The sequence below is a fragment of the Gilvimarinus xylanilyticus genome, from assembly GCF_024195295.1.
Taxonomy (GTDB): Bacteria; Pseudomonadota; Gammaproteobacteria; order Pseudomonadales; family Cellvibrionaceae; genus Gilvimarinus; species Gilvimarinus xylanilyticus.
Genome location: NZ_JAMFTH010000001.1, coordinates 322,417 through 340,650 on the forward strand (window position 1 = coordinate 322,417; position 18,234 = coordinate 340,650).

The window sequence follows — 18,234 nt, forward strand, 5'->3', positions numbered from 1 at the left end:
GATTTATAGTTTTGGTTCTGAGAGCCTGCTTTAAAGTTCCAACCTGCTTTAGCATACTGGACTATCTGAATATCGCGCTGCGTTTCAACGAGTGATTTCATCGACTCTGACGCCATTGATCCTTTGGAGTTGAATGATGATAAGTTATCAGGGCTGCAATAAAGGAAGATATTGATGAAAAAAGAGAAACTGTACCTAATCGTAGCCGCCCTGCTAATCCTGTGTATTTTCGGATGGCTTTTTTGGCTGTTTAACGGCTCTCCTACCGAAAAAATTTCCACTGAAGCCCCTACGGAAGAAGCGCTTGTAGATTCGGCACAAGCCGATAAGATGAAAAAACTCATCGACGAAGCTAAAGATGACCCCGAGAAGTCCGAAGGTTTATTCGACGCACTTTTGGCACTGCTGCCCTTCAAGCAACGCCTTCAATATCGTCTAAGCTTCCCCGAGCTTGACGATATGAGCTTTTACGGGCAGGTGGTGGATCAATATGGTGATCCAGTTGTTGGTGCCACGCTGGATATTGAAGGAGGCGGCCGGTTGTTGACGCCAGGCTCAGGCAAAGCGAGAGCGAGAACCGATGCAGAGGGTAAGTTTAGTGTGCATATGAAAGGCGGTAGTTTACTGATTACTAATCTTTCTCACCCCGGAGTTAAATACTATTTTCCTAATGATCTTCGTTCTACGGGGAGTGGAGGGATAGGATTTGATAGCTTTCAGCGAATGAAGGGCGGAAACGAGCCCTTATGGAGTGATTACCCACAAGGCAACCCCTATGTTTTTCAGGCATGGCGAATTGATCCGAACGATTTGGTGACCAACCTGAAATCAGGTAGAGATAACTTTCGTGTAGATTGTGAAAACAATACATATTCAATTGATATGCTTGTGTCACCACGAAGCAAAAAACGTTTGGTGCTTGACGGGTTAGAAGGCCAGTTGCGTGTTCGCTTTTCGTGCGAAGAGGCGCTAGCGACGGAAACCGCTGACTGGACAGTAGAAATAGAAGCGATTGACGGCGGTCTAGTCGCAACCGATGAACGTTATATGTATAAAGCCCCCGATTTCGGCTATGTGCCATCAATCCGCTGGACATTTAATAAAAATGACTCTAACTATCGGGGCGGCCTATCTCGCAAAAAATTCTATTTTTACTCTAATAATGGAAAAGAGTATGGCAGTCTAATTTTATCTTTCGATATTTTTTATGAAGGCCCCATATTAATGATTGATAAATACAATATAAACCCCGACGGCGGGCGCTCATTGCTCGGGCCAGATCGAGGTTACTAGGGGTTTTCCAGCAGGGCGCCAAGGAACCAGTAGGGTCAGATACCCTCTTGATCTTCAAGAGGGTATCTGACCCCGATGCTCTCTTCTTAAACATATCAACCAAATGAAATTCGGCGACTTATAATTTCCTAGAACAAGAATTAAAGGGTGGATTATGGACTATATCGATCAGGATGTTTACTTAGTAAGAACCAGTAGAACCAGTAGGGTCACCCATTAGGCAAATTGTCAACCGAAGACGAAAAAAATCCTCCCGAGTAAGCGGGGTTTTCGATCTACACACGCCCTCAAGAAAATTGCACCCGGCTTTTCATTGGATTGGTGTTTCTCAATTTCACCAGTCACCCATCAGGATCAAGCTATTGGTAGATAGCCCTGGCTTTCGCCCCAGAAAAACATCGGTACCATACTTTGTTCATTCAAATGACAGATCTGTGAGCTCAACTGTTAACTTCATCATTGGCTCAACCCGTTGCTGACTCGAAGCATGAGCAAATGCTTTTATGCGTGTTATTGGGTGGCGAAGCCGGGCCAATCAGGCCTGGTGGTTTAATGCCAACCCTGTCAATGGTTAGCCGGCTCCGCCAAGCTTAGGCGAACAGTCGTTTCTCGTCATAGGCGACGCCGTTGCGCATAATCCAGTAACAGGCCCTAGCCAATTTGTGAGCTAGTGCTTTTCTAGCCACAATGATATTCGTTTCCTTGGCCTTGCGCTGGTAGAAAGCTTTGGCTTTTTCACTGCGTCGAATGGAGAAATTGGCTGCTTCAATGAAAGCCCACGCTAAGTACTTGTTACCGTTTTTTCGATTATTCTCGCCTTTTTTCTTGCCGTTGCTTTCACGTCGGCTGTCGACGCATCGACTGTATGAGGCGAAATTCCCAGGCCCTTTAAAACGCCTGATATTGCCGCTTTCCAATAGAACCGTTTGTGCGAGTATGTCGCCTATACCTGGCACGGTCTTGAGCAAGTTGAAATTCGGCGATGAATCTACTTGGTGACTAATTGACCGCTCCACGGTTTTTATTTGCTGGGTAAACGCACGCACCATACCTATTGAGGTTTGTAGCGCTAGCTGAGTATTAGCCTCACCGATTCTAGGGGCAACAAATTTCTTGGCCTTAATCTTGTCTGCCCTTAACGTCTGCCCCGTATGAAGCTGTATAAAGGATTTGAGCCGGATAATCTCCCGGCTTCGGTCTTGTACCAACTGCATACGTTTTCTAAGTAAATCCCGCAATGCTCGATGCTCTTTGGGATAGATGTATCCGGTAGGTAGAATCCCGAGGCGCATTAGATGAGCCAGGTGGAACGCGTCGTAGCGATCGTCAGTACGCTTTAGGCCGTTGCAACAACGAGGGTCAGGCCTTACATTTGACACACTGCAACAACGAGGGTCAGGCCTTACATTTGACACACTGATGAAGAGTGCTAGAGTGGGGTAAGTGGTCTGACTTGTTGAGGTGATTCTGTGGCTCGCCCTCTGCGTATTGAGTTTTCCGGCGCTTTGTATCATGTGACTTCTCGTGGCAACGCACGCCAAGACATATTCTTGAGTGATGATGATTTTGAGGACTTCTTGCGGCTTCTTTGTGTCGCCTGCGAGCGATTCCAGTGGTATTGCCATGCTTATTGCCTGATGTCGAACCATTACCATTTACTGATTGAGACACAGGCGCCGTCATTATCAAAGGGAATGAAATACCTAAATGGTACTTACACCTCCGCTTTCAATCGTCGGCATCAATGCGTGGGGCATGTATTCCAGGGAAGGTATAAGGCCATATTGGTCGAGAAAGACGCATATTTACTGGAGCTGGCTAGGTATATTGTCTTAAACCCAGTTCGGGCACGCATGGTACGCTCGGCAAGAGAATGGCCTTGGAGTAGTTACCGCGCTACAGCTGGTCAAAACGAGCCGCCAAGAGCGTTAACGACAGATTGGATTCTGGGAAACTTCGGCCGGCGCCGAAAAGTGGCAGTGGAGGGGTACAAGCGTTTCGTTCAAGAGGGGAAAAATCAACCCTCTCCCTGGGAGGCCTTAAAGAATCAGGTGTACCTTGGGTCAGACGAGTTTGTTGAAGATACGCAAGCCAAGATGGATCCGAATCAGTCCTTGCTTGATATTCCAAAACCACAGAAACTCAGCCCACCGAAACCATTAGGGCATTACGTCGATAGCTACGCAGACCGGAAGCAGGGCATGTCAGAGGCGTACCGCAGCGGCCACTATACGCTATCTGAGGTTGGTGATGCGTTTGGCGTCAGCTATGCGACAGTGAGCCGAGCAGTGAAAAGCTTTGATGAATGATGCGGGGTGTGAAATGTAAGGCCTGCCCCCCGTCGTCTCATGACCCCCGTCGTCTCAGAATATTAAAAAAGCTCATGGCGTCTTGTTTGGCACAGGCTTTCTGAGTGGCTGCTTGTTGAAATTGGCGGCGGCTACGATTAGCATGCATACAGACTGCTCCTTGGTGATGGTGGACTCTTTGGTCGGAAAAAGCCTCATCATTGGAGCAGTTTTTTTGTGTCTATATCAAGTGCTTATGCTTAAGTAAGTGCCATTCAGGCCTGACCCCCGTCGTCTATGCTATCTGAGGTTGGTGATGCGTTTGGCGTCAGCTATGCGACAGTGAGCCGAGCAGTGAAAAGCTTTGATGAATGATGCAGGGTGTGAAATGTAAGGCCTGACCCCCGTCGTCTGACCCCCGTCGTCTGGATAGGCAATCAAGAGCAGCTGCGGCTACCCGAGCACCCAGGCGAGCAGGTTTAGGAGGGGTGCTATCGCGCACAGTACCGAGAAAAACCAATAATTTCATAAAACGTCCTTTTAGATGAATTTGGTCGATTGTGAGCTAGTTCAATGCCACGTTTTAAATGTCGTTAGAAGCGGGTTTATTTCAATATGTAAAATAAAACGCCGAGAGTTTACCCTTCGGCATTACAGGCTGTTCGTGTCTAAATTTTTCCAGTGGTTTTTAGATGCATTATGAGAACAAGTAATAAAATAATGTGAATGGAGAGAAACCCCAAGATTTGCCAGCGAGGCATTTGCCTCGGAATGTCTTTGTGGTTTCCTCTACGGAGCCATGTCAAGCGATGCGAGTATGCGATAATCGAGGAGGATATAGTGTATAACGCAAATGCAGTTGCCGTTTCGGCGTCGTTTATTGCGAGGGCTGCTGTTACAAAGGCAGAAAATGCAGGAATTGCATAGTTACCAATTTTGGTTACTTCGGAAATAGGGTTTGAGTTTGTCATTTTCAGCTTTGTTAGCCCCTTAACGTTCACGATGAGTCAGCTGAATCGGTGTTTAAGGATTAAGCTTTTTTATGTTCTGATTTGACGTTGCTATGCGCTGCACACTCTTATCCAGCGTCCAGCGTCCAGCGTCCAGCGTCCAGCGTCCAGCGTCCAGCGTCTTTTCCGCCCCCCCGTAAACCGTCCTCCATTCTCCAAAATCTAAATCAATTAATATCCACCGAATCATCCCCCTCATTCCCCCAAGGCACATTCCGCGTCCGCGCTTCACATCTTAACTGGCGGTGCAATGCCGCCTTACCCACAATATGCGCACTCACCGGGGCGGTGATAAACAGGAACAGGGCGATCAGCAATTCGTGCAGGCTGAGTTCCTGATCGCCGGTGGAGAAGAAGATAATGGAACCGATAATCATGCCGCCCACGCCCAGGGTGGTGGCTTTGGTGGGGCCGTGCAGGCGCATAAAAAAGTCTTGCAAGCGCGCCAAGCCCAGCGAGCCCACTAGGGCAAAGCAGGCCCCCAGAATTAAAAACACGGAAATAATAATTTCTACGGTAACGCTCATAGGTGCCTCACTCGATAATGTCGCCGCGCAGCAGGTATTTGGACAGGGCGACGGTGCCCACAAAACCCATGACTGCGATCAGCAGCGCGCCTTCAAAGTACAGGGTGCTCTGCTCGTGCATGCCGAATAAAATCAGCATGGCGATGGAGTTAATGTACATGGTGTCCAGCGCCAGAATGCGATCGGTCATGGTGGGGCCGATGCACAGACGCCACAGGTTTAGCGCGAGCGCCAGGCCGACGATAAGCATGGTTAGCTGAATTACGGATTGGAGCATTCGAAAATCTCCTTTAACGGCTTTTCGTAGCGGTTTTTAATCTCGGCAATGGTGGTGTCTATATCTTTGACATCCAGACCGTGCACCAGCAGGTAACCGTCCTCCATTTGCAAGTCTACCGATACCGTACCCGGGGTGAGCGAGATGGTGTTGGCCAGCAGGGTAATGGTGAAATCCTGCTTTAAGTCCAGCGGGATGCGCATAAACGCAGGCTGCAGTTTTTTGCGCGGCCCCATAATTAAAAACGCCACTTGCACATTGGCGATCACAATGTCCCACAGTACCAGCAGTAAAAAGCGCACTGCTTTAAACGGCTTGGCGATAACCATGGATTGGGGCCAGAACTCCTGGGTAAAAAACGGGATGGCCCAGGCGAGTATCGCGCCCAGCACCCAGTGTCCGGGGGCGATGGTGTTGTTCATTAACAGCCACAGGCCCAGCATAAAGACGCTGAGTAACTTGTGGGGAAAAAGTTTTTTTCCGGTCAGACTAGTCATGATGAACCCCCGGAATGGCTTTATGGCTTAACACCGCCTGAGTGTAAATGGCCGGATTTTTTAACTGTTGCGCTAGCGCGTCGGTGTAGCGCACTACCGGGTTACCGCCAAACGATAGCACCAGTGACAGGGCGAGCATGCAGATTACCGCCAGCAGGGCGCCGCGATCAGCCTTGTCGACTTTGGCAACGCGGTTTTCGGTGCGCCAAAAAATGGTGCTGCCGCTGCGGCTTAGGGCGGTAATGGTGACAAAACCCGCCGCCAGCAACATAAACCACAGCCAGAAGGTGCGCTCGTCGGTAGTGGCCGATTGCATTAGCAAGACTTTACCCACAAAGCCCGACAGCGGCGGCATACCGATAATGGCGGCGGCGGCGATAAAAAACAGCGCCCCCAATTTTACCGGTTGGCGCAGGGCGGGGCCGGTAATAATGCGATCGGCGGTGGCGCCGCGCTGGCGCACGATTAAATCGGCCAGCAAGAATAGCGCGCCGCAAATCCACGTAGAATGCATCAGATAGTACAGGGTGGCGCTTAGAGCCTGCTCGGTGTTAAGCGCTACACCCGCCATCATGGTGCCCACGGATACCACCACCAAATAGGCGATTTGTAATCGCAGCTCGCGCGCGGCCAGGGCGCCCGCCACACCAAAGCCCAGGGTTACCAGTGCCAGGGGCCACAGCCAGGGCTGGGCTAAGTTGGCTACCACGCCGGCCTCATCACCAAACACCAGAGTGTACATACGGATAATCGCGTAAATACCGATTTTGGTCATAATGCAGAACACCGCCGCCACCGGCGCCGAGGCCGAGGCGTAGGCGCGTGGCAGCCAAAAATACAGAGGCACCATAGCGGCTTTTAAGCCAAACACCACCAGTAACAACAGGGCGGCGGCGTTCATCAGCGGCGCTTCGTCGGCGGTGGTTTGCGCGACTTTGTTGGCCATATCGGCCATATTGAGGGTGCCGGTTAAACCGTACAAAAGCGCCGCCGCGATCAAGAACAGGCTGGAGCCCACCAGGTTAAGCAGTACATAGTGCAGGCCCGACTTAATGCGTGCCGCACCGCCGCCGTGCAGCAGCAAGGTGTAAGAGGCGATTAGCAGCACTTCAAAAAAGACGAACAGGTTAAACAGGTCGCCGGTCAGGAAGGCGCCATTAACCCCCATAATTAAAAAATGCACCACGCTGTGTAAGCTGTCGGCGGGCTTGTCGTTGCCGCGTATGGCGTACCACAAGCTGAAAAACGCCAGCACCGCCGTGACAAACACCATGAGCGCGCTCAGTCGGTCCAGCACCAGGACAATGCCGAAAGGCGCCTCCCAGTTGCCCAGCGCGTAAACACTAATAGTGCCCTCGGCGGCGGATAGCAGCAGTGCGGTGGCCACACCTAACTGCAGACAAATACTGATAAAACTGATTCCGCGCTGAATACGCAGCGGCCTGCCGGTACCCAGCAGCAGTAATATTGCTGTGAGCAGCGGCATCAAAACCGGAGCAATAATCAAGTGGTTCACGATTTTACGTCCTCCACTTTAATGCGACCGTCGACATGGTCGTTGCCCAGCTCGGCCCGCGCGCGCAGCGCCAGCACCATCACAAAGGCGGTCATGGCAAAGCTGATTACAATGGCAGTCAGTACCAGTGCCTGGGGCAGGGGGTCGGTATAGCCTTCGCCGACGCCGATAATGGTACTTTTGCCCGGATTTAAGCGGCCGGACATAAAAATAAACAGGTTGACGGCATAGGTGAGCAGAGTCAGCCCCAAAATAATAGGGAAGGTGCGTCCGCGCAGCAGCAGGTACACCCCGCAGCTGGTTAATACGGCAATCACCACGGCTACCAGAACTTCCATCAGCTTTCTCCTCTGGTCACTTGGGTGTCGGTATAGGTTTTACTGGTGGGTGGGCGCGGCGAATGGCTGGTTTGGGCCAGCTTGCCCAGGTGCGCCAAAATCAGCATGGTGGCACCTACTACGGTGACATAAACGCCGATATCAAAGCCCATGGCCGAGGCCAGTTCAAAGTCGCCCACCACTGGCCAGTGAACATGGCTGAAGGTTGAGGTCAGGAACGGATAGCCGAAAAACCAGCTGCCCATACCGGTCAGGGCGGCGATAAACACCCCCGAGACCGCCACCCGGCGATACTTCCACTTAAGTCGTTCTTGCATCCAGCCGGTGCCCGAGGCCACATACTGCAATATCAGCGCGACACTGGTCACCAGCCCCGCAATAAAGCCGCCGCCCGGGGCGTTGTGACCGCGCAGTAATAAGTAGGTAGACACCAGTAATGCCAGCGGCAGAAGAATTCGGGCCATAACCGCCAGAATGGGGGGGTGGGGCTCTTTGTCCCAGGTGCGGCCCTCGCCGTCGGCCTGAGGCAGGGGCAAATGCAGGCCGTTGAGCATGGCGTAAATGCCCACCGCCGCAATCGCCAGTACGGTGATTTCGCCGAAGGTATCAAAGCCCCTAAAATCCACCAAAATAACATTTACCACATTGGCGCCTCCGCCGCCCGAGACACTGTTGGCGAGGAAGAAATCCGAGATGGATTCGTAGGGACGGGTCAGCATGGCAAAGGTGATTAACCCCATGCCAATACCGGCGGCGCCGGCCAGGGCAATATCGCGCCCCACGCGCTTGGCGCCGGACTCATTGGGGGTAATTTGCGGCAGAAAGTAGAGCGCCAGCATCAGCAGGACAATGGTGACTACCTCAACCGAGATTTGCGTGAGCGCCAAATCCGGCGCCGAGTAGCGCACAAAAATCAGCGAGACGATCAGCCCCACCACGCTCATTAACAACAAAGCGGCAAAGCGGTTGTGGTGCAAAAGCACCGTGCCCAGCGCGCCCACGATTAAAATAATGGCCGCCAACAGGCTTACCGGTTCAACCGTGCTGATGGGAATGCTGCCCTGCAGTTGGGTCATGGGGTAAAGCGAGTAGGCGATCACCACAATGGCCGAGCCAATCAACAGCGACATATAGCGCTGCAGCGAGTTGTTTTGCACAAAATCGGTAAACAGCTGGGCGATGCGCACCGACAGCTGTACCCGCGACTCAAACACAATTTTCTCGTCGTGGCGGAATTTGCGCTCGTAAAAGGCAAATAAGCCGGTGCGCTGGCTGTACATCAAAAGCCCGCCAATCATGGCGACAATACTCATGATCAGTGGCAGGTTGAAGCCGTGCCAGATGGCAATATGGTAATCGGGTTTGTTTTCGCCCAGTACCGCCAGCGTTGCGGCGTCTAAAAAGGGCGCCACGGTAAAGTTGGGCAGTATGCCCACCAGCAGACACAGGGCCACCAGAACTTCCACCGGCACAATCATATAGCGCGGCGGCTCGTGGGGCGGGTATTTGGGCAAGTCGATAGGCTCGCCGTTAAAGAACACATCGTGAATAAAGCGCACCGAGTAGGCTACCGAGAAAACCCCGGCCAAGGTAGCCATGAGGGGGAATATCCAGCTGAACATGCCCATGGATTCGATGTGCAGCGCCTCGGAGAAGAACATCTCTTTACTCAAGAAACCGTTCAGCAGCGGCACGCCCGCCATTGCCAGGGCGGCTACCATGGCCAGCAGTGCGGTGTGGGGCATGTACTTCCACATACCGTTAATTTTGCGCATATCGCGGGTGCCGGTTTCGTGGTCAATAATCCCGGCGGCCATAAACAGCGAGGCTTTAAAGGTGGCGTGGTTAATAATGTGAAAAATCGCCGCCACCACCGCCAGCTGGGTGCCAAAGCCCAGCAGCATGGTAATCAGGCCCAAATGGCTGATGGTGGAGTAGGCCAGCAGGCCTTTCAAATCGTGTTTAAACAGGGCGTTATAGGCCCCGAACAGCAAGGTGGCCATACCGGTAAAGGTGACAATGTAGAACCAGCCATCGGTGCCGGCCAGCGCCGGGTACATACGCGCGAGCAAAAACACCCCGGCTTTTACCATGGTGGCTGAGTGCAAATAAGCCGATACCGGGGTGGGGGCGCTCATGGCGTGGGGCAACCAGAACTGAAACGGGAACTGCGCCGATTTGGTAAACGCGCCCAGCAGCACCAGTACCAGAATAACCGGGTAGCTGGGGTCGGCTTTTATGGTGTCGGCGGCGGCAAAAATGGCCCCCAGCTCAAAGCTGCCTACAATGCGCTCAATTAGCAGGGCCCCCGCCAGTAAGCACAGGCCGCCCGCGCCGGTTACCGCCAGGGCCATACGCGCGCCTTTGCGGGCGTCGGTTTGGCTGGACCAGTAGCCGATTAACAGGAAGGATACCAGCGAAGTGACCTCCCAAAACACAATCAACAGCAGCAGGTTGTTGGACAGCACAATGCCCAGCATGGCCATCATAAACAGCTGCAGTAGGGCGTAGAGCTTACTCAGAGAGTCCCGCTCGGACAGATAGTAGCGGGCGTACAGAATCACCAACAGGCCAATGCCCACAATTAACAGGGCAAACATCAGCCCCAGGCCGTCCAGGCGCAGGCTTAGATTCAGGCCCATGGTCGGCAGCCAGGCAAAGCTGGCGTACTCCACGTGCCCGCCAAACACGCTGACGGCGCTGCCCATTAATATGCCCAGAGCGCAAAGCGGCCCCAGGGCGGCAGAGTAGGCGCAAATGGTGCGACCGTAGCGCTCGGTAGCGAACGGCAGCAATGCTCCCAGCATGGGTAGCAAAATAATGCTAAGTAGTGTCATGGTGTGTTAGCACCCAAGTTCAAGGCCCTAAAGGGCGTTAATTTATATGATTAGGCTTGTACTAGGGGCTCGGGCACAGCGAATGCAAACGCGCGAGCCTTACACCTGGCCCGGCGGATCCATATAGAAAGGTTGATAGCGCCGTTCGGCGTGATTACAGCCCTGGCAGGCCGCCGAGAGTGCGGTTAGGTCTGGTCGCGGCAATGCGGTTAGTGCGATACGCGAGAAGGCCATGAAATTTGTGTATCCCTGAAGTCGGTTCAGTGCTTGAGACTTTATACACAAACTTGCCGATAAGTGCCACCAGCGATGGCCCTAATTTTGGTCGTCGAGCTTGCGGATGACCAGCTGAATGGAACCGACGGTAAAGCCCCACTTTTTGAGGGTAGATTGATTAATGACCACCTCGTCCGACACGCGCCACATCCAGTCGTCGACCGCCAGGGTCAGTTTGTCGCCCCGGTAGTCAATCTCCAGCGTGTATTGAAGGTTAAAGGCGTTGCCCGCCACGCTCGCGGTGCCGGGGCCAATGACATCGCCGGCGGTGGCGGTATAGCGGTTTTTGCCTGCTGGGGTGAGTGTCCAGGTGCGGTACTGGATTTCACCGTCGTCAAACTCGAACTTTTCCTCTAGGGTGCCTACGCCGTCTTGCCAGCTGGCTTCAATGTCGGCGTTAAACGTGCGGGTCACCAAACCTGCGCGGTCTTTGAGTACGCCGTGAGCGGTCAGTGGGCCGTTAAAAAACTCCTGGGGGGCGAAGGCCGGTTCTCGTCCCTGATAGTCCTGGATCTCGGGGCCTGCGCAGGCTTGCAGTAAAACGAGTGAGAGAATCAGCAGGATTTTATTCATAAAGGCCTCTAAAAAATATCGGTAAAGGTAACCCCCAGCCCGATAGATTGAGTCCGAACATCGTAATCGATCAGGCTGGCGCCATAGCCGTCAAATAGCTTTATGTAACCGCGTACGGTGCTGCTGATGGGAAAAGACCAGTCCAGCTCCAATGCCCCTTTGCGGGTAAAGGGGCGGCGCGTCATAAAGCTCACTATATGGTCATTACGCGTGTAGGCGCCGCGCAGTTCATAGTGACCGTAATAATCCTCGATATCCGGGTTGTCGTCGTCCTCTTTGTCCTCGGGCAATCGATACCAGGGGGACAGCGAAAAGGCGATGTGATCGCGCTCGAAGACAATATTACCCTTGATTCGATTCCAGCTGCGGGATAAATCGCCGGATTGACCGTTGGATTGATGTACTAACGAAAGCTGATTGAGAACATTGCGAAAGCCAAAAAATTCCCAGTCATTCATCACCGAAAGAATCAGTTCTGGCTCGTGGTTGGTCTCGCGAAAAGGGCGAGAGATACCAGTGTTGTAAGCCTGCCAGAAGGAGCGGTTGGTGTAGGCGATATAAAGGTTGCCGTTATTGTGCAGCAAATCTTGGGCAATCAGCACCTTCATACTGATTTGAAACTCAAGCTCGGTATTTTGCAGATTGATATCCCGCTGCGCCGCTTGTTCAAAAGGGGCGGCATTGGGCCTGTCGGTATAGTTGGCCGGAAGCACATAGTTGCGGTTGTGGGGCGTTAGCAAAAAGCGGTTGGAGCGGTTGAGTGCTTCCATTTCAATACGTTTTTGCAGTGGTTCGCTGGCGGGATTGGTCGTGGGTTCGGTTTTCAGCTCAGCGCTGCGTTGCTCCACGCTACCCTGGCTGAGGGTTTTGCAGCTTTCTCGCAGTTGCCCCAAGGTCATGTTGGCGTCGGCAGTTTGTGCCATTAACGTCAGACAGCGGCGGTATTCCGTTTCGTTAAGCGGGGTGTCCTCCCCGGGCTGCTGCGCCAATACGGCGGAGGTAAACATTATGGGCAGGCTGGCAAGCACAGAAAGTTGCATAGGCGTTTACAGGCTCTGGGAAGATACGCCGGTATCTTGCCCGATTACCTTCGTCGCGCCAAGGTTACCAGTTGCTATTGATAAGCCACTGGTCCATATCGGCGTCGTGCCATTGGCTGATTAGGTCGATACCATTGTCCACAATGGATAAATATACATCGATGATGTCGGTGGCGAGGTTGTAGATACGGGTGCTGTCGCTGTTCATGGCCCCTTCGTGAAGGATGTCGGTCTCGACCATGTTGAGCAAAAACATCAGCTTTAACTCGTAGCTTTTCAGCTGACTGAGTAAGCCGATATCCTGCTCCAAAATACTTTCCAGGCGTTTAATTTGGTGGCGCAGTTTTTCGTTATTGACCCGAGTACACTGAATCACATAGCGCAACTTGCTGTCGTGGTGGTCATCCAAAAAGCCGGCGGCGGCCGCGTAGGTGCCCAGGGCGCGGATTCGACCAATCTGCTCCACCACCGCTGGCAGCAGGCGGGTGGTAAAGTGCAGCACCTCAAGGTGTTTAAAACGACCGGGGTAGACGTTAATATCCGAGCTGGCGCCGGCTTCACCCAGCGCTTCGTGAATGGGCTGTTCCAGCTCTCGCGACAGAGAGGCCAGCATGGACAGTGATTGCTCGATCAGGTGGCAGTGGAGTTCATAGTTGTCGATCACCGAGTCTTCCTGCCAGTCGCGGCTGATGGTGATCCAGGCGTTTTGCAGGTTCTCGCGATCGCGCTCGCTGAGCAAGCCATTGTTTGCTCGGGTCATCGCCTGTAACAGCAATACGCGGCGTCCCAGTTCGGTTTGCAGCTGATTTAAATCGTCGCGGAACATATCGTTACCGCCCAGGGTGCCCATGCTCATACCTCGGTGACGCTGGGCGGTTTTGATGGTGCGGTTAAGCTGCCGGATCAGGTTCAACGCATCCTGGCGGCGGCGATACAGGCCGTAATAGCGTTCGAAAATGTCGCTATTGGCGTGCGAATCTAGTGCATGATGTACGCTGGTTTGCCCGTTCATGGTGCCCGTTTTTAAATAAAAAGCTCCGTTAATGTGGCGCTCACTCATGTGCGAGGCAATTTATGCCTGCCCATGGTGCGAAAGTCGCGTCCACAGCCTTGGTCTCCAAATCTGTGGTAATGTCGGAGCAAGAGTTATACCAATAGCTGTGGTGATTGAGTTTGGGCAAATGAAGTGCAACTAAAATCACATTTTGCGCGTCAATTCAGATTGCCGGCCTTTGGTTGATCTTAGGGCGCTATGGGCGGCTTGATCCAGGGCGGGGCAGGGAAAACCGCTTGCGCCTCTAAATGAAACATTGGAGCGTCGAGGGGACATTTGTCTTGCGCTTGCGTATATTGCCCTTGGCCAGATTGACGGGCCCTGCCCATTTAAAAGAAAAGAGAGCTCACAGGAGATTTATTCGATGCAAACCCCCGGTTTCTTTCGCCGCAATATGCGCTGGTTGCTGCCTATAACCATTATCATAATGGCTATTGTGGTTGTTGTTATTCTGGCGGGCTTGCGCGAAGGACCACCGATGAAACCACCGGCTGATAATGCTCCGCTGGTCGAGCTTCGCACCCTCACGCCCGGGCCTTTGCAGCTGACGGTGACGTCGCAGGGGTTGGTGCAGCCCAAGTACACCACTAACTTGGTGGCGCAGGTCAGTGGCGAAATCGTCTCCTTGAACGATACCTTTGTGCGCGGTGGCTTTGTTAAAAAGGGCGATGTGCTGGCCACCATTGACCCCACCAACTATGAAGTGGCCCTGCAAAATGCCAAAGCTTCGCTGGCCAGTGCCCAGGCGGGGCTGGAGCAAGAGCAAGCGCAAAGCGAAGTCGCTCGGGTCGAGTGGGAGGATATCAACGACCGGCCGGCCCCGGCGCTGGGGCTGCGCAAGCCGCAACTGGCCCAGGCCCAGGCCCAGCTTATCGCCTCCGAGGCGGCGTTAAAGCAAGCTCGCAAAGATCTGGAACGCACCCAGATTGTCGCCCCTTATGACGCTTTGGTAGTGGCACGGGAGGTCAGTTTAGGCACCTTTGTCAATACCGGAACCAACTTGGGGCAGGTGGTGGATGTCAGCTCTGCCGAAGTGCGTCTGCCGGTGGGCGAATCGGAATACGCCTATTTGCCCAATGGCGGCATTGGCTCCGAGGTGACGCTGCGCGCGGGCGAACAAACCTGGCCCGCGCAAGTCGTGCGCAGCGAGGGTCTGGTGGATGACGAGACCCGCATGCGCTACCTGGTAGCGGAATATCGCGATCCCTATCATCGCGAATCCTCTAGCGATCTGCCTGCGTTAAGTTTTGGCACTTTTGTTGTGGCCCAGTTGCAGGGTGCACAAATACAAAGTGCGGTGACCATTCCCCGCACTCTATACAGTAATGGCACAGTGCCGCTTTTTACCGAGGGTAGCTTAACCCTGCGCCAGGTAGAGGTACTGCGCCACGAGGGCGGTAACACGGTTATTCAAAGTGGCTTGCAAGCCGGTGATCGGCTGGTGTTGACGCCGCTGGAGCTTGCGGTAGATGGCATGAAGTTAAAAGAGCGCGACGCTGCCACACAGGATGGCGCCGAAGATGGCGAGCCCGCCGACGTTGAGGGAGCCGATTAATGGAGACCGTGGACGATACCCGCAAAGGCGTTATTGCCTGGTTCGCCCGCAACAGTGTGGCGGCTAACTTGTTGATGATCGTGATTGTGCTGATGGGTGTTTACAGTGCGATGACCATTCGCAAGCAGATGTTCCCCCAGTTGGAAATCAACTGGATCAATATCAACATAACCTACCACGGCGCGGCGCCCCAGGATGTGGAAGAGGCGATTACCGTTAAGCTCGAGGAGGCTCTGGCCTCGGTGCAGGGCATTGAGCGGCTGATTACCCGCTCCAATCGCGGCAGTGCCAGTGCGAGCATTGAGGTAATGGAAGAGTACGAGCCCCAAGAGGTGCTCGATGAGGTAAAGACCGCCGTTGACTCTATTTCCAGCTTTCCCGAGGGAATGGAAAGTCCCCGAGTGAGTCGGGCCAAGTTTCGCCAAGAGGTCATGTATGTGTCTCTGTATGGCGATGTCGATAACTTTACCCTTAAGCGTATGGGCGAAGAAGTGTACAACGAGCTGCGCTCGCTGCCCGACGTCAGTATTGTGGACTATTACAGTGGTGCCAACTATGAGATTGGCATCGAGGTAAGCCGCGATAAACTGTATGAATACGGTTTTACTTTTAACGAAATTGCCAATGCGGTGCGTAACTGGTCTACCAATCAGTCAGCCGGACAAATTCGCACCGATGATGGTTTTATTTCGGTTCGGGTGGAAAACCAAGCCTATGTGGGCGCTGAATTCGAGCGTTTACCCCTGCGCACTTTAGAAGATGGCACCACCATTTATCTGGGGGATGTGGCCACTGTTAACGACGGCTTTGAAGAGGGGATTAACTACACCAAACTAAACGGCCACAATGCGGTTACCTTTTTTATCGGCGCCACTAAAGACCAGAGTATTACCGACGTATCGCAAACGGTAAAAGAGTTTATTGCCGAGCGCAATGAAACCTTGCCCACGGGTATTACCCTGGACCCCTGGGTGGATTTAACCTATTACCTGAACGGCCGTTTGAACATGATGCTTAGCAATATGTTCTGGGGCGGGCTCTTGGTGTTTGGCATCCTCGCATTGTTCTTGCGTATGAAGCTGGCCATGTGGGTGATGCTGGGTCTGCCGGTTAGCTTTTTGGGTGCCATGGCGCTGCTGCCGCACAGCTGGATTGACGTGACCATTAATGTGGCCAGTCTCTTCGCCTTTATTATGGTGCTGGGGGTGGTCGTCGACGATGCGATTGTGATTGGCGAAAGCGTCCATGCCGAGGTGGAAGACCGAGGGCAGAGTATAGACAATGTCATTCGCGGTGCGCAAAAGGTTGCTACCCCGGCCACCTTTGGTGTGCTTACCACCTGCGCCGCTTTTGTGCCTATGATTCTAGAAACGGGACCGGATTCGGCCTTCCCCCACGCCATTGGGTATGTGGTGGTGTTGTGTCTGCTGTTCTCGTTAGTGGAATCCAAGCTGATTCTGCCCGCCCATTTGGCTAATATGAAGCCGGCCAAACCCAATCCCAGAAATATTGTTTACCGGGTCCAGACCGCTATTTCCAATACCTTGCAGGGTTTTATCGAGCGGCAATATACCCCCGCGTTAAAGTGGGCCTTGCACTACCGCTATGTGGTGATGGCGCTGTTTACGGCGGTGATATTGATCACTGTGGGTATGTTCGCAGCGGGGCTGTTGAAATTTGTGGGTATGCCCAAGGTGCCCCACGATTTTGCCATTGTCAAAATTGAAATGAATGCCAGTACCCCGGAACAGGCCACCATGGATACTCTATTGGCGGTTGAGGAAATGATTAACGAAGTCGAGGCCGATATACAGGAGGAGTTTGGCAAGCCGCTGGTGGATAAACTGTTCGTGTCTATGCAGTCGCGCACCACCGCCGAAATTCAAGCCAAGCTAGTCGACCCCGAGTTCCGGCCCATTGATACTTTTGGCTTGTCGGCGCGCTGGCGCGAAAAAATGCCCGAGTTTACCGGCCTTAAAAGCCTGACCATTATCGATCAGGTGATGGGTGGCGGCACCAACGACGGCGATGTCAGCTTCCGGGTTGTGGGGAATAACTTACCCCAGCTGCGTGCGGCGGCGGCGGATATTCGGGCAGGGCTGGATAAAATTGATGGCGTGTTTGAAATCCAGGACAGCGAACAGCGCGGGGTGCGCGAAGCGCGATTTACCCTTAAACCGGTAGCCTACAGTCTGGGATTGACCACCGCCGATGTGGCCAATCAGGCCGCGTTTAGCTTGTACGGTATTGAGGCGCAGCGGATTGTGCGCGACAGCGAAGAAATACGCGTGATGGTGCGCTATCCCGAGGGGGAGCGCAATGTGCTGGGGGCCGTGAACCAAGTGCTGATTCAAACCCCCGCCGGTGCCCGGGTGCCCCTGCAGGAAGTAGCCGATATCGAGCTGGTGGATGGTATTAACCAGATCTATCGCGAAGACGGTAAGCGCACCATTACGGTTTGGGCGAATCTGGATTTTGCCAAGGTTCAGCCCTTGAAGGTGGCTGAAATTTTACAGGACGGTGTATTCAAGGAGATTGAGCGCGATTACCGTGATGTCGAGATTGAAGAGTCCGGCAGCTTGCAGGACGAGCGCGAAACCTTTAACAGCTTCTTTATCAATATCGGTATGATTTTGCTGATGATATTTGTGTTGTTGGCGTTGCCGCTTCGCTCATACAGCCAGCCGCTGATGATTATGTCGGTGATTCCTTTCGGCATTGTAGGCGCCATTTGGGGCCACATGATTATGGGATACGATTTTAGCAGCTTGTCTCTGTTTGGCATTTTCGCCGCTATCGGCGTGGTGGTAAACGATTCGCTGGTCATGGTGGATTACGTTAACGGAGCCCGCGAGCGCGGAGAAACACTGCATAACGCCGTGCTGCAGGGTGGGCGGCGCCGTTTTCGCGCCGTTATACTGACCTCGCTCACAACCTTTATCGGGTTGTTGCCGATCATGTTTGAGTCGTCACTGCAGGCGAAAATTGTGATTCCTATGGCGATATCTCTCGCCTACGGTGTTTTGTTCGCCACCTTTGTCACCTTGGTGTTGGTGCCCGTGCTTTACTTGGTGATGAACGATATGGGGAGGCTCAGGCGCAAAACAGTGGCCTGGTTTGTGCCCTACCGTAAAAAGTCCCAGCATTATTAAA

At 53.2% G+C, this 18,234-nt stretch carries 14 protein-coding genes; 4 read left to right on the forward strand and 10 right to left on the reverse strand.

What is annotated here, in order from left to right; translation table 11 throughout:
* Window positions 1-174: 174 nt before the first annotated feature.
* On the forward strand, window positions 175-1,293 hold the full coding sequence (locus M6D89_RS01400; protein WP_253966245.1) for a carboxypeptidase-like regulatory domain-containing protein: 1,119 nt from the start codon (window positions 175-177) through the stop codon (window positions 1,291-1,293).
* Window positions 1,294-1,883: 590 nt separating this feature from the next.
* Here the strand turns inward: M6D89_RS01400 and M6D89_RS01405 are convergent.
* Window positions 1,884-2,807, reverse strand: a complete 924-nt coding sequence (locus M6D89_RS01405) for an IS110 family RNA-guided transposase (RefSeq protein ID WP_256504403.1) — start codon at window positions 2,805-2,807, stop codon at window positions 1,884-1,886.
* On the opposite strand from M6D89_RS01405, the gene M6D89_RS01410 reads away from it, so the two are divergent.
* Window positions 2,763-3,602: a transposase gene (locus M6D89_RS01410; protein WP_253966247.1), complete on the forward strand. Its 840-nt coding sequence runs from the start codon at window positions 2,763-2,765 to the stop codon at window positions 3,600-3,602. The genes M6D89_RS01405 and M6D89_RS01410 overlap by 45 nt on opposite strands.
* Before the next feature lie 1,156 nt (window positions 3,603-4,758).
* On the opposite strand, the gene M6D89_RS01415 is transcribed toward M6D89_RS01410, so the two are convergent.
* The 9 genes from M6D89_RS01415 to M6D89_RS01455 form a co-directional block, all read right to left on the reverse strand.
* The gene (locus M6D89_RS01415; RefSeq protein ID WP_253966248.1) at window positions 4,759-5,118 is read right to left on the reverse strand and encodes a Na+/H+ antiporter subunit G; all 360 of its coding nucleotides are present in this window, start codon (window positions 5,116-5,118) and stop codon (window positions 4,759-4,761) included.
* Window positions 5,119-5,125: 7 nt separating this feature from the next.
* A complete protein-coding gene (locus M6D89_RS01420) occupies window positions 5,126-5,395 on the reverse strand; it encodes a K+/H+ antiporter subunit F (RefSeq protein ID WP_253966249.1) in 270 nt (89 codons plus the stop codon).
* Window positions 5,380-5,892, reverse strand: coding sequence for a Na+/H+ antiporter subunit E (locus tag M6D89_RS01425; RefSeq protein ID WP_253966250.1), 513 nt, complete (start codon window positions 5,890-5,892; stop codon window positions 5,380-5,382). Before M6D89_RS01425 ends, M6D89_RS01420 begins: the two co-directional genes overlap by 16 nt.
* Window positions 5,885-7,408 carry a monovalent cation/H+ antiporter subunit D gene (locus M6D89_RS01430; RefSeq protein ID WP_253966251.1) on the reverse strand — a complete coding sequence of 508 codons (1,524 nt, stop codon included), beginning with the start codon at window positions 7,406-7,408 and terminating at the stop codon, window positions 5,885-5,887. The genes M6D89_RS01425 and M6D89_RS01430 overlap by 8 nt, the downstream gene beginning before the upstream one ends.
* Window positions 7,405-7,746, reverse strand: a complete 342-nt coding sequence (locus M6D89_RS01435; protein ID WP_253966252.1) for a Na+/H+ antiporter subunit C — start codon at window positions 7,744-7,746, stop codon at window positions 7,405-7,407. The genes M6D89_RS01430 and M6D89_RS01435 overlap by 4 nt, the downstream gene beginning before the upstream one ends.
* Window positions 7,746-10,583, reverse strand: coding sequence for a monovalent cation/H+ antiporter subunit A (locus tag M6D89_RS01440; RefSeq protein WP_253966253.1), 2,838 nt, complete (start codon window positions 10,581-10,583; stop codon window positions 7,746-7,748). Before M6D89_RS01440 ends, M6D89_RS01435 begins: the two co-directional genes overlap by 1 nt.
* Before the next feature lie 315 nt (window positions 10,584-10,898).
* A complete protein-coding gene (locus M6D89_RS01445) occupies window positions 10,899-11,432 on the reverse strand; it encodes a DUF3833 domain-containing protein (RefSeq protein ID WP_253966254.1) in 534 nt (177 codons plus the stop codon).
* 8 nt (window positions 11,433-11,440) lie between these two features.
* Complete coding sequence (locus M6D89_RS01450) at window positions 11,441-12,472, reverse strand: phospholipase A (RefSeq protein ID WP_253966255.1); 1,032 nt, start codon at window positions 12,470-12,472, stop codon at window positions 11,441-11,443.
* A 64-nt stretch (window positions 12,473-12,536) separates the two neighbouring features.
* Window positions 12,537-13,532 (reverse strand): hypothetical protein, encoded by a 996-nt coding sequence (locus M6D89_RS01455; RefSeq protein ID WP_253966256.1) that lies wholly within the window; start codon window positions 13,530-13,532, stop codon window positions 12,537-12,539.
* A 358-nt stretch (window positions 13,533-13,890) separates the two neighbouring features.
* Between M6D89_RS01455 and M6D89_RS01460 the strand changes: the two genes are divergently transcribed.
* Window positions 13,891-15,081, forward strand: coding sequence for an efflux RND transporter periplasmic adaptor subunit (locus tag M6D89_RS01460; protein ID WP_253966257.1), 1,191 nt, complete (start codon window positions 13,891-13,893; stop codon window positions 15,079-15,081).
* Complete coding sequence (locus tag M6D89_RS01465) at window positions 15,081-18,233, forward strand: efflux RND transporter permease subunit (protein WP_253966258.1); 3,153 nt, start codon at window positions 15,081-15,083, stop codon at window positions 18,231-18,233. Before M6D89_RS01460 ends, M6D89_RS01465 begins: the two co-directional genes overlap by 1 nt.
* Window position 18,234: the final 1 nt, after the last annotated feature.

What these genes read in the sequence shown, in the direction of transcription:
- M6D89_RS01415 (WP_253966248.1), bottom strand. Translation starts at nt 5,118, where the DNA reads ATGAGCGTTACCGTAGAAATTATTATTTCCGTGTTTTTAATTCTGGGG.
- M6D89_RS01400 (WP_253966245.1), top strand. Translation starts at nt 175, where the DNA reads ATGAAAAAAGAGAAACTGTACCTAATCGTAGCCGCCCTGCTAATCCTG.
- M6D89_RS01465 (WP_253966258.1), top strand. Translation starts at nt 15,081, where the DNA reads ATGGAGACCGTGGACGATACCCGCAAAGGCGTTATTGCCTGGTTCGCC.
- M6D89_RS01405 (WP_256504403.1), bottom strand. Translation starts at nt 2,807, where the DNA reads ATGATACAAAGCGCCGGAAAACTCAATACGCAGAGGGCGAGCCACAGA.
- M6D89_RS01440 (WP_253966253.1), bottom strand. Translation starts at nt 10,583, where the DNA reads ATGACACTACTTAGCATTATTTTGCTACCCATGCTGGGAGCATTGCTG.
- M6D89_RS01455 (WP_253966256.1), bottom strand. Translation starts at nt 13,532, where the DNA reads ATGAGTGAGCGCCACATTAACGGAGCTTTTTATTTAAAAACGGGCACC.
- M6D89_RS01420 (WP_253966249.1), bottom strand. Translation starts at nt 5,395, where the DNA reads ATGCTCCAATCCGTAATTCAGCTAACCATGCTTATCGTCGGCCTGGCG.
- M6D89_RS01445 (WP_253966254.1), bottom strand. Translation starts at nt 11,432, where the DNA reads ATGAATAAAATCCTGCTGATTCTCTCACTCGTTTTACTGCAAGCCTGC.
- M6D89_RS01425 (WP_253966250.1), bottom strand. Translation starts at nt 5,892, where the DNA reads ATGACTAGTCTGACCGGAAAAAAACTTTTTCCCCACAAGTTACTCAGC.
- M6D89_RS01450 (WP_253966255.1), bottom strand. Translation starts at nt 12,472, where the DNA reads ATGCAACTTTCTGTGCTTGCCAGCCTGCCCATAATGTTTACCTCCGCC.
- M6D89_RS01460 (WP_253966257.1), top strand. Translation starts at nt 13,891, where the DNA reads ATGCAAACCCCCGGTTTCTTTCGCCGCAATATGCGCTGGTTGCTGCCT.
- M6D89_RS01435 (WP_253966252.1), bottom strand. Translation starts at nt 7,746, where the DNA reads ATGGAAGTTCTGGTAGCCGTGGTGATTGCCGTATTAACCAGCTGCGGG.